Below are 17,462 nucleotides of genomic sequence, written 5' to 3'. Positions count from 1 at the left end.
GCTATTGTTGTTCATTCTTATCCTTGTACTCTTTAAATAAAGTTTCTAATGTATCATCAATAGTAGGCATTTTAATATTTAATATATTCTCAATTTTTGAGATATCAAGACCTAATGTTAACGCTCGTTTTAACTCATTCTGTGAAAAGTTTTCTATTTTAACGCTACTTATATTATTACTATCCAACCCAAATTTATTTGCAGTTTTAATGCCAAAACTTAGTTTATCAATAACTTCTGATGAAGAAATATTATATATTCCACATAAGTCCCTCTTATAACATTTTAATAAAATGTTCCCTAATTCATATACACTAATTGGCGAAGTGTAAAAATTAGAGAACAATTGTATTTTTTCTTTCTTAGTTATTGCTTTTAATAACCACTCAAAAAATGAGTCCACTTTACTCATTCGAAAACCAATAATATTAGTTCTTACAATTAATGATTCTTTATTAATAACTAAAACTTCTTTTTCAGCTTGACGTTTTGTTACTGAGTAATTATTTAACAAAAGAACTTCATCATCTTCTTTATGTTTTATTTTTAAATCATTATAGAAATGATCAGTTGAGATATGAATAAAATAACTATCAAATTTTATTGAAATCAATGAAAGTTTTTTTGCTATATCAACGTTTATACTATAGGCAAGTTCATAATTATCTTCACATTTCTTTAAATTTACTAGGGCAATTGTATTAACAAGAATATTTGGCTTCCATATTGAAAATTCTTTACTGAGTTCTTCTTCTAATTTAGCGAAATTTATTATATGATTATATTTTGCATCATAACATTCAGTATGTGAGCGAGAAAAGGACTTAACTTCAAATCCTTTAGATAAATAATTATTTACTAAACTTTTTCCTAATAGACCAGTCCCACCAATAATTGCAATTTTCATACTTATATAGAACCTAACATTTTTAAAAAACTTTCAGTTGTGTACCATTGAGAATTATTTAGGGAATTATATTCAAATCCTATTCCTATATCTGTTCCTTTTTCTCCTAAAGCATTTATTGTAAAATCTGATATGTTACTAAATTGGATTGTTGGAGTTATTACATAATATGAATCAAATTCAATTACTCTATCATCTTGTGTTATCATAACTTCATGTAGTTTTTCACCAGGTCTAATACCAATAACTTTATGTGGTAGTTTCGGAGCTAAAGCAAGTGCTAATTCAGTCATCTTCATCGATGGGATTTTAGGTATAAATATTTCTCCACCGTGCATTCTTTCAAAATTATCCAATACAAAATTTACACCATCTTCAAGAGTAATTAGAAATCTTGTCATATTATTATCTGTAATTGGTATTTCTTTAGTCCCATTTTCTATGAGTTTCATAAAAAATGGCACAACGGAACCTCTACTACCTACAACATTCCCATATCTAACAACAGAAAATTGAGTTATTCCGCTACCAACAATATTGTTTGCTGCTACAAATAATTTATCTGATACTAGTTTTGTAGCTCCGTATAAATTTATAGGCCCCGATGCTTTATCTGTTGAAAGTGCAATTACTTTTTTTACTTTATTTTTAATCGCAGCATTTATTACATTCTGAGCACCATCGATATTTGTTTTTATGCATTCCATAGGATTATACTCTGCTATTGGTACATGTTTTAATGCTGCCGCATGAATAACGATATCAACACCATTCATTGCTTCTATGAGTCTATTTTCATCTCTTACGTCACCGATAAAATATCGCATACATTCATCACTGAAAGATTGTGACATTTCGTATTGTTTTAATTCATCTCTAGAAAATATAATTATTTTATTTGGTTTATATTTTGATAAGATAATTTCTGTATATTTTTTTCCAAAACTACCAGTTCCACCCGTTATTAATATATTTTTATTGTTAAACACTATTTAATTTCCTTTTCTAAAATATTTTCAATCTTACCATTATTATACTTTATCATAAAACTGCACCTTTTAAGAGTACTCAATATAGGATAAACCATATTTATTCTTCTTAGCAGCATATTATCATTAGAATAATTATTGTGCTGTTTGAATAAAATATTAAGCTAATCATTCTTACATATTATCTAATTTTTTCACTTCTATATGTTAAAACAAACAAATTAAAAAGACGATTGTGTTTCTTCTAAAATTCGATTTGAAATAAACTTAGAGGGATCTCCATTTATATTCATATATTGAAACTTTTTATTTTCATAATAATTTTTAGTTTCTTTACTGTTGTTTTCTATCAAGAATAAAAGTTTTTTTTCAAAAGAACTATAATCATCTTTTAAAACCACTCCAATTTCTAAATCATTTAACATTAATGCCCTATGTTTATTATAGTTACAATTTAAAATCTTTTTTTCAAATCCTAATGCCTCAAATCCAAGAGTTGACATATAAAAAACAGTAATATCTGAAGCCATTACATTTAGATACGAATCTTCTATTATTTTACTAACATAAATATTATTTAACTTTAACCTAGTATACAATCTTTCAATTGTTTGCTTTCTTAAATAATTAAAATTACTCATATCAACTATTCTACGAATAAAACATATTTTTATATTTCTATGGGTATTCGAAAACTTGATTACATTATCAATTAACTTATTATATACAGCATTAAATTCAAATGGTTCTTTTTCCATAGGGTCCATCTTTGATGAAATCCTATGCATTTCTTCAATGAAACAAATATCATATTTTTTTTCAACACTTTTATATTCTTTGATTTTCGAATATAAAGGAATAGAACCAATTGGGTATTTATTTTTAGCTACAATATTCTGTAATTCTATTTGTTTAATGCTATGAGCGAAATAATCATCACAAAAAATGTAATTATCCAAAGGATCACGAGTACCATTTTGTATTAAAAAAATATTTTTTATGCCATTTTGCTTAAAAATAAAATACTTTAAAGCTGTATATCCATTATCGTGTGCACTTATTAATATATCTACTTTAATATTACAAGACGAAGAATAATAAAGTGCATATTGCTTCAAAAATTTCAATACTATTATTATTATATCAATTTCTTTATTTTTATTTTCTATTTTTTTATATCTTGCAAAATTTTTAATTTCATTGAAAAAAATAATTTTTGATACTTTAGAAGAAAAATTAAATTTTATATCCCTATTTATTGTTTTTATGCTAGTTAACTTACGTAAAGACTTGCTATTTATTTTATCAGTAAGTAAATATAAATAATCAGAAATTCCAATTTTATTTAATTCCTTATGTATAGATTCATAAAATGTTTTATGAGATCGTTCTGCATCATCAACCCATCCTTCAAAAATTATTTGGCTTGAATATTTTTCATTATATCTTTTACCAAAAAAACCAAGAAATAAGAAAAAGAATAATACAAAATAATATAAAAAAAATGTTTTTATTTTATTTTCTTTATTTTTTTCTTTTTCATTTATTAATATTTCATTTATTTGCATTTCCACAATATTTTCTGGAATATTATAAGATTTTGAAAAAAGTGATACTAATTCTTTTGGAATTATTTTTTTATACTTCATTACTCGTTCTTATTATATTTTCGACTTTTTTTAAATCAGCATAAGTATCAATATCTAAACTCTGCACTTCATTCATAATAAAAGATATTGTTTTATCAGTAAATAAATTATTGTTTTTTTCAAATTCTTCTACTTTTATAATATAAATTGCCCCATTGCTAAGATAAGTATTCGGCAAGTCCTGTCTTCTCATAAATGGATATTTATTATTAGATACACCTTCTATAAAACCATCTTTATTTTCTTTAAATGCTTTTAATATTTTATTATCAACTTCACATACACTTATAAGTGCCGTGGCCTCACTTTTAAAGAACACATCAAAAGCCTCATCAATATTTTTTACATCTCTTAATGGAGAAGTTGGTTGCAGTAAAATTAGATAATCAAATTGTTTCTTTTCTTTTTTAAGTTCCTCAATTACTTGTTTTAACACGGGAGCACTTGCTGTTGTATCAAGAGCCAATTCGAATGGTCTTTTAATTATATTTGAATTATATTGTCTTGAAATATTTAATATTTCATCATCATCAGAACTAACAATTGTTTTACTTATATATTTTGAGTTTAGACTAGCTTCAATAGTCCATGCAATAAGAGGTTTACCAGCTAAATCAATAATATTTTTACGAGGTAATCCTTTTGAACCACCACGAGCAGGTATTATCGCTAAAATTTTCTTAGTCATCTGTTCCATCTTGAGATACTGTATGTCTTAGTTTCCATTCACCATTTACTTCTTTCCAAATATGAGGACTTCTATGTTTATTCATAGTTTCCCAAAATTCATCTTCTGTTGAATCAATATATGTTAAAAACTCTTTGAAATATTTATCCGGAAACTCTGTATCATATTTTTTAATAAGATACGAAGCTTCTTCTCTTGTGATTTTATCATTTCTTACTTCTTGGGCAGCATCGTAAGTACATCTTCCAATTCCAAATTTAATCATAGTAGTAAGATAATGAAAAGGGTCAACCTTGTCATCTATACTGCTGTATTTAGAATAAGTTCCTTCAGTTCTTTCAGGATTAGCTTCAAATCCAGTATTTTCAACAGCATAATAATAACACTCTTGAGGATCCCAATTTAAATAATAACCTAAATAATGTACCTCCACCCCAGCTTCAATTAAATCATTTTTATTGGGAGGTATATATGGAGCAAAATCATCTTTCGTATAATCACCGCTATCAATATATTCTTGCATTGAAACTCCACCAAACTTCATTGATAAAGCATTATCAGAAGAGAAAAAGTCCATATTCATAATTGGGTTTGTATTCTCTTCAATAGCATTTCCATATTCTGCTTGATTTTCACCATACATTACAAGTTTTATATTGAATTTTTTGGCCATTGATGGTCCAATTATTCTTTGACCTACAATAAAAGGTTGAAAAGGGTGAAGAAGATTATGAAATGCATTTTTTGTCATTTCTCTATGTAATTTCCCATTTGGAGTATATAAAATATTGTCTAATCCTCCAGTATGCATCCATTCTTGCATATTTTTCCAGCCAATATCTGTATATAAATGAGGAGACCATGTAACAGTTAAAGGATTCATCCCATATTTATATTTTAATATATGAGCAGTATATGCACTGTCTTTACCTCCACTTCCAGGTACTATTACATCATAAGAACCATCAGTACTTCTAAATTGTGATAAAAGTTCTCTTAACTTTTCATCTCTTTTTTTCCAGTTTATATGTTTTTCTTTTTCTTCATGATAAACACAAGCAGAGCATATTCCCTCTTCATTGAAATTGATTACTTTTTTCTTTTCACCTTTTACATTTTTAAACTCAACACTTGAACTTGGTCTTTGATTTGAAATTATACATTTTTTACAAAATTTAACCTCATTGGGTAATCCATAGTATGCTTCTAGTTTTTCGCTCATTTAATATTCTCCTTACAAATATTTATAAAGTTTTTTATTATTTTCAAGCCTATTTCTCCACTTTTTTCTGGATGAAATTGACATCCAAAAATATTGCCTTTTTTTATTGATGAACAAAACTCATAATCAGAATATTGAGTAGTAGACAATATTTCATTCTCATTATCTAAATTAGCAATAAAACTATGAACAAAATACATATCACTCTGTTGTTCAATTTTATTTAAAATAGTATTAGTCCATTTAATCTTTTTTTCTTTAATTTCATTCCAACTTACATGTGGAAGTTTTTCATAGTTAATATTTTGAGTTGGTAGTTTTATTACTTTTCCTGAAATTAACCCAAGCCCTTTAGTATTTGTAAATTCTTCACTTTCATCTAGAAGCATTTGCATACCTAAGCAAATACCAATAAATGGTTTATTACTATTTGTATATTTTTTTATTATATTCACTAAATTATATTTATTTAAATTCGCCATACCATGAGAAAATGCACCGACACCTGGTAGTATTACTCCATCAGCAGATATAATATCATCTTCTTTATTTGAAAGAATTGGCTCAATTCCAACTTTTTTAAGAGCATTAATCATACTTCTTACATTTCCAACATCATAATCAATAATTACTATTTTCATATACGAACCTGAATATTATTTTGAATTAGTTTCTGCTTTATATCATTTATAGATTCGAGTTTATAATGTAAAGTAGAAGCAGTAGCAATCGCATCTATATTTGTATTTAATAATAATTCTATCACATCATCACTATTTTTCATACCACCACTTGAAATAATTGGTATTGACACTGATTTTGAAACTGCTTGATTTAATTCAATATCAAATCCTTTCTTTGTTCCTTCTTTATCTATTGAAGTTAACATTATCTCTCCTGAACCTAGTCTTTCAACTTCTTTAGCCCATTCTACTACATCTTTTCCTGTTGGTTCTCTACCATTATCAGTGTAAGCTTCCCATTTATTATCAGATATTTTTTTTGCAACTATTGAAGATACTATACACTGTGAACCAAAAATCTTAGATGCTTTTGTAATAAACTCAGGAGTATTTATAGCTTGAGTATTTATAGCAACTTTATCAGCTCCTGAATTCAAGGCAGTTTGAATATCATCAATGTTTCTAATACCTCCACCTACTGTTATTGGAATAAAAACATCTTCACAAGCTTTTTGTATAATTTCACTTAAACTATTTCTGTCGTAATAAGCAGCTACAGCATCCATAAATACTATTTCATCAATACCATCATCATAATATTGTTTGGCTAATACATTTGGATTACCAACTTTTCTAAGACCCTCTAATTGAATACCCTTTATTACATATTCATTTTTCACATCTATTCTAGCAATTATTCTTATTTTATTCATATTATTCCTCACCAAAAATATTCATATATTCTAGATTTGCTTTTTTATACTCATCAAGTTCTCCAATATCTAGCCAATACTCACGAATAGGAAAAGAAAGGACTCTTTTTTCTTTTTGTATTAGTTTTTCAAATAATGTAGGCATATCGAAAAATTGATTATCTGGAATATCTAATAATACAGATGGACTAAGCATATATATTCCAGCATTTACAAAAAACTTATGTAATGGTTTTTCATCAATTGCTACAATATGTTGGTTTTCAATATTTACTACCCCATAAGGAATTTGAAAATCATATTCTCTTACACCCATTGTTGCGATAGAATTATCTTCCTTATGATAATTTAGTAAATGTTCATAATTTACATTTGTTAATAAATCTCCATTCATAACAAAAAAATCATCGGTTAGTTTATCTCTTATTAATGATAAAGCACCAGCTGTACCCATTCTTTTATCTTCATGAATATACTCAATATTTACACCAAATTGACTACCATCTCCAAAATAATCCTCAATCATTTCAGATTTATAATTTACACTTAAGATAAAATCTTTAAATCCATATTGTAAAAAATTTCTTAGAATAGTCTCTAATATTGGTTTATTCCCAACTTTTAGTAATGGCTTTGGTGTTTTATCTGTTAAAGGTCTAAGGCGTGTACCCAATCCCCCAACCATTAATACTACTTTATTTTTATATTCATTAACTGAAATTAAATCATTTAATTCTTCAATACCTACCAATATTAAATTTTCATCAAGAATTGGAATCTGATAAATTTGATTAAATTTTGCTAATGCAATAATTTTTTCTTTTGAATCACCAACTTTTGCATAAGTAAAGTTTTTATGTATAATTCCTTCTATGCTATCTGTTATTGTTAAACCTTTTAAAAAAGCTCTCCTTATGTCGCCATCAGATATAGTACCTATTAACTTATTATTCTTATCAACTATCAAAGCAATCTTCATATCTCCAGCATCAATTATTTTCAATGCTTCATTTATAGTTGACTGATTATTTAATAATATTTTGCTAAATGACTTCATGACTTTAATCCCTTAATATACTTTTCTACATTTATTTTATAGTCTAATAATATTTGAGTATTTATTTTATTACAATCTATATTTTCTATATTTTCTAGTGAAATATCATCTGTATAATCAATATTAAATTTAATATTTAATATTACTTCAAACATTAATACCAACTCTTTAATTGTTAATTGGTCAGTTCCTATAATATTATATATGCCTTTAATATCTTTTTGAATAATTTTATCAATAGTTGAAACAAAGTCTTCTATATGCAAATAATATCTTTTTAAAGTACCATTATTATTAAAATCCAACTTATAAGTATTGTTTAAATAGCTTTTTGTTAAATAATTAATTATACCTTTTTGTTGATTCTTTCCAAACAAATTGGAGACTCTTAATATCGCATAATTTTTTAAACGTTGTTCAATTAAATAATCTGAAAAATATTTCATTGTAGCATATGGTGTTTCTGGATTTAATTTACTTACTTCACTCGCATATTCAGTAGATCCATAAACAGACACAGAGGAAATGTGTATAAATTTTTTATTATATTTTTCAACAGCATTAATAATATTGGTAATACCACTTGTATTTAATAATAAACATTGATTAATAGGGTTTGTTATTTGACCTGTACAATTAACAATTATGTCATATTCTTTAATAACCTCTTCTAGTAATAAATAATCTAAAATATCAATATTATATATATTAATATTTTTATCTGTATATTCCAGTGAATTACGAGAAAGGGCCCCAATGACATACTCTTTTTCCTTGAAAAGATCTACTAATGATTGTCCAAGTAATCCACTTGCACCTAAAATTAGTATTTTTTTATTCATAAAATCTCTTTTGGACAATTCCTTCTAGTGATATAGTTTTTAGTATTTTAACAATTTTTTCAGATGAATTACCATTTCCATATGGATTTATAATATTTTTGGCTTTATTTTTAATCTCTTGATTGAAAATTGCTTTTTCTATCCCTGCTTTAATTTCTGACTTATCATAGCCAACATCTATAACATTACTCGCTCGTTCTCTATCTTGTTGCCTTGTACCGATATTAACGGCAGGGATTCCAAATGTTGATGATTCATGTATACCTGAACTTGAATTTCCGACTATGGCCCAAATATTTCTATATACATTTATAAATTCTTCGGTAGATAAACTTGGATACCAACTCAATCCAGATTTTTTAATTTCATCTATAATATCAGACGACCCTGCATCATTATTTGGTAAAGAAACTAAAGCTTGAATATCAAGTTCTTTAATTACTTCTATAGTAGTTAAAATTTGTTTTCTTGATTCATCACTTTCAGTTGTAACTGGATGTTGTATTAGTAAAATTGTAGGTTTAGAAAAATCAATATTAAATTTTTTTTCTAATATCTCTTTACCAATTACTGGAGTTTGTACTATTGTATCTATAGAAGGACACCCTACATTAAATACATAGTCAGGATTTTCACCTAATCTAATCAATCTTTGTCTTGCATCTTCAGTAGCAGGAAAATGAATATGTGCAAATTTGCTCATCGCATGTCTAATACTCTCATCAATACTACCAGTAACTTCACCACCTTGTATATGAGCTACTGGTATATTCATATGAGCAGCAGCTATTGTTGTAGCTAAATTTGCACCAATATCAAATCCTGTTAAAACTAAATCTGGTTGAAAATTTTCAATTTCTGTTGTTATTCCATCTAGCACTTTTGCTAATGCTCTAACCATTGAAGCATTAGTATTTCTTGCACCTACTTCAAACATTGGAACTTCTGCATTTATTGTAAAACCATCTTCCTTTATATAATCAATATCTTTTCCATGTACATCTAATAAGCAAATACCTGTAACTACCAAATAAACCTCAAAAAAAGAATCCTTATATAACTCTTTTAATATTGGTCTCATTCTACTATAGTCGGCTCTTCTTTCTACTAATGTTAAAATCTTCATATTATTTTTTCCTTTTATTACATTTTACCATCAAGATATTTACCAGTCTCTTTATGCCTAAAATCAGGTATCATTTTAAAAAATTCTTCAACTATATCTTTTTTTTTCCAGGATAAATTAATTTTTAAATCTTTTATAGTCTCTTCAAAATTATTTAATAACTCTTCATTGAAATCAGCACCATTTTTAATAATACCTAATTTTTCAAATTTATTCATGTCTAATATTTCACTATCTGTATAAAACTCCTCAAAATCCTTCTCGCCAGTCGTATCACTTCTAGTAAACAAACATGGCCATTTACCTTGAGTTGGTAAAGTTTTCATTAACTTTCTAGCTTCATCTTCATCTTCACATAAATATGGTTCATATCCAATATTTTTAAGATATTTCACTGCTATATCTGAAAAAGATATTAAATGTAAATCTTCACTTAGCTTCGGAAAAAAAATATCTCTATTATCTCCAAAAATACATGACATCAAACATAATTCGCCAGATTCTTGAGAAGTTACAAAGTACCTTTTTATGTCATTTGGAGCCACTATAGGTTGATTTTTTTGTATTCGCTGATTAAATCCATGAAGTAGTGAACCATCGCTAAAAGCGACATTTGCAAAACGTGCTGTAGAGATTTTAATAGCTAATGATTTTCTCATTAAAAACATTTCCATAATTCTTTTACTTGCACCCATCATATTTACAGGATTTGCCGCTTTGTCTGTTGATACACAGAAGTATTTTTTAGTACCATTGTCAATAGCTTGTTGAAGTGTTTTATCTGTATTAAAAATATTAACATCAATCATTCTCATCAATGTAAATGGATCTTTTTCACTTCGAACATGTTTTAATGCAGAAAGATTTAAAACATAATCATATTTTCCATCTGATTTTATAAAAGCATCATATTCTAAAGAACCTATATCTAAAGCAAATGTCTTAAAATCTCCATCTATATATCCGAAAGAAGATCTAATATCTCTAACTAATTCAACCATATTATTTTCTGATATATCTACCACATGAAGTTTTTTTGGATTTCTTTTAAAAATTTCTTTTGTAACGGCTTGTCCTATAGAACCAGCTCCACCTATTACAAGAAATGTTGAAGTTGATATAATATCTTCTAACTTTTCACTATATCTTATGATGTCTTTACTAAAAAGTTCTTTTTTTCTACCTATTAATGATAATAAACTATTCACTTATATCACTCCAAGATAAGTGTTCATCAGTATCAATATCTTTATTGGTAACCTTTCCCAAAATAATATCATAACTTTCAGCTTTAATCTCTCCCGTACCCGGTCTTTTAACCCAAATATTTTCTTTTGTAAGTTTTTCACCTTTTTTGATAGATTTAATAGTTACAACTGTGGCAAATGCAAAGTCAATAGTAACTTGCTCCTCTTTTGCAGCTTCTTTTTTTCCACCTCTCATTTTAGAGATTTCGTCACTACCAATAATTAATTCTTTAAGAGATATAGGATCCATAGAATTAATTATATCAGGGCCTGGTCTTTCCATTTTATCTGTAAAGTGCCTTTCTAATATAGAAGCACCTAGTGCTGTAGCAGCAAAACATGCCCTATTAGATGTAGTATGATCCGATAATCCAATAATCGCATGTGGAAATTCTTTTTGCAGTTCTTGCATAGCACCAAGTCTTACTAAATGAACAGGAGTAGGATACAAGTTTGTAGTATGTAAAAGGGCATAAGGAACCTTATATTTTTCAAGTATATCAACAGTTCTTCTCACTTGTTCTAAATTATTCATTCCGGTACTTACAATCATAGGTTTTCCAAAAGACGCGATATGTTCAATTAAAGGATAATTATTGCACTCACCTGATCCAATTTTATATGCACTCACTCCCATTCTTTCTAGTCTATCTGCTGCAGCTCTTGAAAAGGGGGTACTTATAAATATCATATCTTTTGATTCAACATAGTTTTTTAATTTAGTTTCATCTTCTTCATTTAGGGAACATCTTTCCATAATCTCATAAATTGATACTGATGCATTACCCGGAATAATATTTTTAGCTTCTTTGCTCATTTCATCTTCTACTACGTGTGTTTGATGCTTAATAACTTCTGCTCCAGATTTCCATGCAGCATCAACCATTTCGAATGCAGTTTCTAGTGAGCCTTCGTGATTAATCCCAATTTCTACTATTACTAAAGGGGAATAATTTAATCCAATTTTTCTATTTTCAATTATTATTTCACGCACAAATTAACCTTTTCACTATTATTTATTACAAAAGAACTTATTCTGATAATCTAGCATAGAACATTCTATTAAATGGAAAACTAATTATATATTATATTATTCAATACTTAACTTCCCATTACGAAGCCTATATATTTTATCACACCTTTTTATTGTACTTAACCTATGCGCAATAATTAACAAAGTTTTATCATTACATATTTCATAAATTTCATCCATGATTTCTAATTCTGTTTCATCATCTAAAGCAGAAGTTGCTTCATCAAGTACTAATATTTCGGGTTCAATATATAAAGCTCTTGCAATCGCTATTCTTTGTTTTTGCCCTCCACTTAACATAATACCACCTTCTCCTACTATTGTATTTATACCCTCTTTTTGTTTTAAAAATTCATATATTTTTGCTTGTTTTAAACATTTTATAATTTTTTCATGATTATATTCATTACTAAACGCAATATTATCTCCAACCGTGCCATCAAATAAATAAACTGATTGAGGTATATATCCTATTTTACTTCTCCAAGATTTTATATTTTCATCATCTAATAACTCATTATCAATCTGTATTATCCCCTTATTAGGCTTGTAAAGTCCAATAATTACATCAACTAAGGTACTCTTACCACTACCACTTTCACCAACAAAAGCAATTTTAGAACCTTTTTCAATAGTTAAATTAATATCTTTTAAAACTGTCTTATTCTCTTCATATTCAAAATTCAGATATTTAATACTAATTTTTTTATTAAAAATAAGTCTATCTGAACCTAATACTTCACAATCATACATCAAATCGTTATGAACAATTTCAAGTGATTTATGTATAAATAAAATATTATTATAACTGCTTAATATTCTATTTACTGAAGGCATAAGTCTATACAAGGCTAAAATAAACATTGAAAGCATAGCGAGAACGGAAGAGATATCATTCTCATATTTCCAAACTAAATATAAAATAATAAGTATAATCATAGAAAAAGCAACTGCTTCTAGCAGTAATCTAGGCACTTGTAATAATGTTTGCGCAATTGTATTTGTTCTTGCATAATTTAAACTAGCATCTTCAAATTCACCTAATATTTGTTGATCATTCGTTCGTAGTTTAATGAGTTTAAAGTTTCCAAAACTTTTATTTATTATTTCATAAAAAGATTTCTGTATATATTCTCTATTTGTACCTTCTTTTTTTATTTTTTTTGATATAGTTTTCATCATTAAAATAGCATTTACTAATAAAAATAGTGTTAAGGCTAGCGTAATTTTATAATTTACATATAACATCATTGAATAAATAAAAACTACAATGAAAACTTCACTCAACATAAATAACAGGGATGATATTAAGGCTGTTAAGTTTGAAGCTTCACTTATAATTGTTTTTGTTAAATAAGAAGAATTCTTTTTAACAAAATTTTTGTATGTCATTCCCATATAGTTTTCAAACAATCTATATGAAATAAGATGATATCGACCTTGGGAGAATTTTGCTAAGGAATATGTATATAATATATTAATAGTACTTCTTATTATATAAAATAAAACTAAAATAGTCCCAAATGCAATGACAAAATTTATTTCTTTATCAAATTTAAACAGTTTATAAAAGTATGAAAAATATTGATTTGAATGGATTGAGTCGAAATCCATAGACACAGAGATAAAAGGCATAATCGCAGAAACACCAATAACTTCAATTATTGATATAAATATAGAAAAGACTACTAACAGTAAAAATAATTCTTTATCTTTTTTTGTTAGTATAGCTCGCAATTTATTTATCATTTATAATCTTCCATCACTATTTTTTAAGATAGATTTAATATCATATACGATTTGATTCTTATTATCTAATCTAATATCTTTAAATTTATCATGTGCTACAGCTAAAATAATTGCCTCAAAATCTTTAAAATTAACATCATTATTTAAATCAAGATTGTATTCTTTTTTTACCTCTTCTTTGTCTGCCAAATAATCTGAAACAGTGATATCAGATCCAAAATCTTTAAGTTCTTCAATTACATCGATTACTCTAGAGTTTCTAATATCAGGACAATTTTCTTTAAAGGTTATACCCAAAATAAGCACTTTTGAACCTTCTATTTTATGACCTTTTTTAATCATAAGTTTTATTACTTGATTAGCTACATAAATGCCCATATTGTCATTCAATCTTCTTCCTGCTAATATAATTTCAGGATTATATCCAACTTGCTGCGCTTTATGTGTTAAATAATAAGGATCAACACCAATACAATGTCCTCCAACTAAGCCAGGTTTAAATTTCAAGAAGTTCCATTTCGTTCCTGCTGCTTCTAATACGTCATTTGTATTAATATTAAGTTTATTAAATATAATTGCTAATTCATTTACAAATGCAATATTTATATCTCTTTGAGAATTTTCAATTACTTTTGCTGCTTCTGCTACTTTAATTGTTGGAGCTAAATGAGTACCTGCTGTAATAATAGAAGAATATAATTCATCGACTTTTTTACCTATCTCAGGAGTTGAACCAGCTGTTACTTTTAATATTTTTGTAACAGTATGTTCTTTATCTCCTGGATTAATTCTCTCAGGTGAGTATCCACAAAAAAAATCTTTATTGAAAATAAGATTTGAAAATTTCTCTAGTACTGGCACACATTCTTCTTCTGTTGCACCTGGATATACTGTGGATTCATAAATAACAATATCATCTTTTTTTAGAATTTTTCCAATTGTTTCACTTGCTTTTAGGAGAGGTGAAAGATCAGGCCTTTTATTTTTATCTATTGGTGTTGGAACAGTAACAATATAAATATTGCAATCTTTTATGTCGTCTGCATTACACGTAAATTTAATATTATTATCAATTGCTTCTTGTAATTGATTTTCATTTAATTCTAAGGTTCTATCATAAGCAACATTAAGTTCATCGATTCTTTTTTGATAAATATCAAAACCTATTACTTCATATTTAGATGAAAATGCGTGAGCCAAAGGAAGACCTACATATCCAAGGCCAATTATGCATATCTTATTTTTTATCATTCATTTTCTCCATGTCTATATTAAAAAATTCTAAATACCAATCAATAAATTTGTCAATTCCTTCTTGTATTGGTGTTTCTGGTTTATAATCTAAATCATCTATTAAATCTTGTACGTCTGCAAAAGTTGCAGGAACATCACCCGCTTGTATTGGTAAAAAGTTTTTCTTAATAGTGCAGCCAAGTTTATTCTCAATTGCTGTAATAAAGTCCATTAATTTAACTGGATTGTTATTACCAATATTATAAATCTTGTATGGTGCGGAAGAAGTTGAAACTTCACCTGTTTTTCCATTCCAAGATTCATCTTTTTTTGCTGGATTATCTATAACTCTAATGATTCCTTCTACAATATCATCTACATAAGTAAAATCTCTTAACATGTCACCATTATTAAATACATCAATTGTTTTTCCTTCCAATGCTGCTTTTGTGAAAAGGTATAATGCCATATCTGGTCTTCCCCATGGTCCGTAAACGGTAAAGAATCTTAAGCCTGTGGTTGAGATATCAAATAAATGTGAATATGTATGAGCCATTAGTTCATTTGATTTTTTTGATGCAGCATATAAGGATATAGGATGAGACACATCATGATTTGTAGAAAATGGTAGTTCTTCATTTAAGCCATAAACAGAAGAAGAAGATGCATATGATAAGTTTTTTACATTATTATGTCTACAAGATTCTAAGATATTCATAAAACCAATAATATTTGAGTCCATATATGCAGAAGGATTTGTTAATGAATATCTAACTCCTGCTTGAGCTGCTAAGTTACATACAGCATCAAATTTTTCATCTGCAAAAAGTTTCATCATATTATCTTTATCTTCTAGATTAAGTTTTATGAATTTATAATTAGCATTTGTACTAGAAATAAGTAGTTCATTATATTCAATATTTTCACCATCTTCTAAATTAGAAATAATGCCGCCACGATGAAGCCTACCATATTTTACTTTTTGATCATAATAATCATTAATATTATCAAGTCCTATAACTTCATTTCCATTTTCTAATAATTTTATCGCTAAATGGCTACCTATAAAACCTGCTGTTCCTGTTACTAGAATCTTCATGCTTTTTTCACTTTCAATTTTTCTTTTAATATAACTTTCCCTCGCTCAACTCCAGGCTGATTGTAGGTATCAATTTGGACGAATTTTCCTACTACGGAGGTTAGCAATTGAAAAGTATACATTAATTTTGCTATATTTTTTTCATTTTGTTTTTTAATTGTTATGACATCATAAGGGATATCATTAAGTTCTTTTATAGATTGTATCGTCGCATCTGCTTGTTTACCTATTAAGTCTTGGAATTTAACATTATCTATGTAATTAAGATCATCAAAACCGTCTAAGGTATTAGATGGAATAACAGTATCGTCTTCGTAGTCTTCTATTTTAATAAAAGTGACTGTTTTATTTCTATTACCTTCTATTATTAGCTGTAAAAAACTGTGCTGATCAACTGGGCCGATTAGTCCAATAGGGGTTAGAGATTGTTTTGTACCATTAATATTTACTTTACCAAGACTCTCACCCCATAATTGAACATACCATTTATTAAAACCTTCTAGTGAGCTAGAGTAAGAAAAAAGTATATTGATATTAAATCTTTTTTTATTTTCAACTAAAAATCTTGCTTTTTCAAATATCTCAGTAAAGTATTCTTTTTTATTAAAAAATGAATCTTTTATTTCTTTTGCACCCTCTAATAGTTCTTGTATATTAACACCAATAATAGATAAGGGAACTAATCCTACATTTGAAAGTACTGAAAATCTTCCTCCTACATTTTTTGGGATGTCAAATGTTTTCATATGATTCTCTTCTGCGTATGCAGTTAATTTCGAATCACTTTCACTTATAATTACACAATTGTTTTTATCCATATTTATTAAAGATGCTAAATATTTAAAAATAGAAATAGTTTCAATTGTAGTACCTGATTTTGATATCGCTAAAAATAAGGTATCTTTCAAATTTAAGTTTTTAACTTTTGTTTTGATGTCAATAGGATCAGTAGATTCAAAAAAATGTAGCTTTTTATCATAATTATTACTTCTTTCTAAAAAAGAATAAATAGCATAAGTACCTAAAGTACTTCCTCCAATTCCTACAATAGCAATGTCTTTTTGTTTTACTGTTTTAGCAAAGGATAAAATTTCTGTTATATCTTGAATTGGAAGTGAATAATATCCTATATGTAAGAGTTCTTCTTCTATCTGTGAAAAAATAATATCATTAGATTTTATCTCATAGAAGTTTTTTGTATATTGCATATATAATATTCTTTTGT

General features: G+C 27.0%; 16 protein-coding genes. All 16 read right to left on the bottom strand.

Translation table 11 applies throughout. The features are described 5' to 3' along the window. Nucleotide 1: 1 nt before the first annotated feature. On the bottom strand, nucleotides 2-907 hold the full coding sequence (locus HRT41_04015) for an SDR family oxidoreductase (GenBank protein NQY23172.1): 906 nt from the start codon (nucleotides 905-907) through the stop codon (nucleotides 2-4). Between the two features lie 2 nt (nucleotides 908-909). Then, on the bottom strand, nucleotides 910-1,896 hold the full coding sequence (gene pseB, locus HRT41_04010) for a UDP-N-acetylglucosamine 4,6-dehydratase (inverting) (protein ID NQY23171.1): 987 nt from the start codon (nucleotides 1,894-1,896) through the stop codon (nucleotides 910-912). Nucleotides 1,897-2,117: 221 nt separating this feature from the next. Continuing rightward, complete coding sequence (locus HRT41_04005; protein ID NQY23170.1) at nucleotides 2,118-3,545, bottom strand: hypothetical protein; 1,428 nt, start codon at nucleotides 3,543-3,545, stop codon at nucleotides 2,118-2,120. Then, entirely contained in the window at nucleotides 3,535-4,233 is a 699-nt protein-coding gene (locus HRT41_04000) for an acylneuraminate cytidylyltransferase family protein (protein NQY23169.1), read from the bottom strand. Before HRT41_04000 ends, HRT41_04005 begins: the two co-directional genes overlap by 11 nt. Then, the gene (locus tag HRT41_03995; protein ID NQY23168.1) at nucleotides 4,226-5,455 is read right to left on the bottom strand and encodes an N-acetyl sugar amidotransferase; all 1,230 of its coding nucleotides are present in this window, start codon (nucleotides 5,453-5,455) and stop codon (nucleotides 4,226-4,228) included. Before HRT41_03995 ends, HRT41_04000 begins: the two co-directional genes overlap by 8 nt. Then, the gene (gene hisH, locus HRT41_03990) at nucleotides 5,452-6,096 is read right to left on the bottom strand and encodes an imidazole glycerol phosphate synthase subunit HisH (GenBank protein NQY23167.1); all 645 of its coding nucleotides are present in this window, start codon (nucleotides 6,094-6,096) and stop codon (nucleotides 5,452-5,454) included. The genes HRT41_03995 and hisH overlap by 4 nt, the downstream gene beginning before the upstream one ends. Beyond that, a complete protein-coding gene (gene hisF / locus HRT41_03985; protein NQY23166.1) occupies nucleotides 6,093-6,851 on the bottom strand; it encodes an imidazole glycerol phosphate synthase subunit HisF in 759 nt (252 codons plus the stop codon). The genes hisH and hisF overlap by 4 nt, the downstream gene beginning before the upstream one ends. Before the next feature lies 1 nt (nucleotide 6,852). Beyond that, entirely contained in the window at nucleotides 6,853-7,908 is a 1,056-nt protein-coding gene (locus HRT41_03980) for an NTP transferase domain-containing protein (protein NQY23165.1), read from the bottom strand. Beyond that, nucleotides 7,905-8,750, bottom strand: a complete 846-nt coding sequence (locus tag HRT41_03975; GenBank protein NQY23164.1) for an NAD-dependent epimerase/dehydratase family protein — start codon at nucleotides 8,748-8,750, stop codon at nucleotides 7,905-7,907. Before HRT41_03975 ends, HRT41_03980 begins: the two co-directional genes overlap by 4 nt. Continuing rightward, entirely contained in the window at nucleotides 8,743-9,876 is a 1,134-nt protein-coding gene (neuC, locus tag HRT41_03970) for a UDP-N-acetylglucosamine 2-epimerase (hydrolyzing) (protein NQY23163.1), read from the bottom strand. Before neuC ends, HRT41_03975 begins: the two co-directional genes overlap by 8 nt. 17 nt (nucleotides 9,877-9,893) lie before the next feature. Next, nucleotides 9,894-11,084, bottom strand: coding sequence for a UDP-N-acetylglucosamine 4,6-dehydratase (locus HRT41_03965; GenBank protein NQY23162.1), 1,191 nt, complete (start codon nucleotides 11,082-11,084; stop codon nucleotides 9,894-9,896). After that, nucleotides 11,077-12,108 (bottom strand): N-acetylneuraminate synthase family protein, encoded by a 1,032-nt coding sequence (locus HRT41_03960; protein NQY23161.1) that lies wholly within the window; start codon nucleotides 12,106-12,108, stop codon nucleotides 11,077-11,079. Before HRT41_03960 ends, HRT41_03965 begins: the two co-directional genes overlap by 8 nt. Before the next feature lie 105 nt (nucleotides 12,109-12,213). Continuing rightward, complete coding sequence (locus HRT41_03955; GenBank protein ID NQY23160.1) at nucleotides 12,214-13,905, bottom strand: ABC transporter ATP-binding protein; 1,692 nt, start codon at nucleotides 13,903-13,905, stop codon at nucleotides 12,214-12,216. Continuing rightward, a complete protein-coding gene (locus HRT41_03950) occupies nucleotides 13,906-15,156 on the bottom strand; it encodes a nucleotide sugar dehydrogenase (GenBank protein NQY23159.1) in 1,251 nt (416 codons plus the stop codon). Further along, nucleotides 15,143-16,237, bottom strand: a complete 1,095-nt coding sequence (locus HRT41_03945) for an NAD-dependent epimerase (GenBank protein NQY23158.1) — start codon at nucleotides 16,235-16,237, stop codon at nucleotides 15,143-15,145. The genes HRT41_03950 and HRT41_03945 overlap by 14 nt, the downstream gene beginning before the upstream one ends. Beyond that, nucleotides 16,234-17,445 carry a glucose-6-phosphate isomerase gene (locus HRT41_03940; GenBank protein ID NQY23157.1) on the bottom strand — a complete coding sequence of 404 codons (1,212 nt, stop codon included), beginning with the start codon at nucleotides 17,443-17,445 and terminating at the stop codon, nucleotides 16,234-16,236. The genes HRT41_03945 and HRT41_03940 overlap by 4 nt, the downstream gene beginning before the upstream one ends. Between the last annotated feature and the right edge of the window lie 17 nt (nucleotides 17,446-17,462).

It is taken from the genome of Campylobacteraceae bacterium, from assembly GCA_013215945.1.
Taxonomy (GTDB): domain Bacteria; phylum Campylobacterota; class Campylobacteria; order Campylobacterales; family Arcobacteraceae; genus NORP36.
This window is presented reverse-complemented; position numbering and strand designations above follow the sequence as displayed.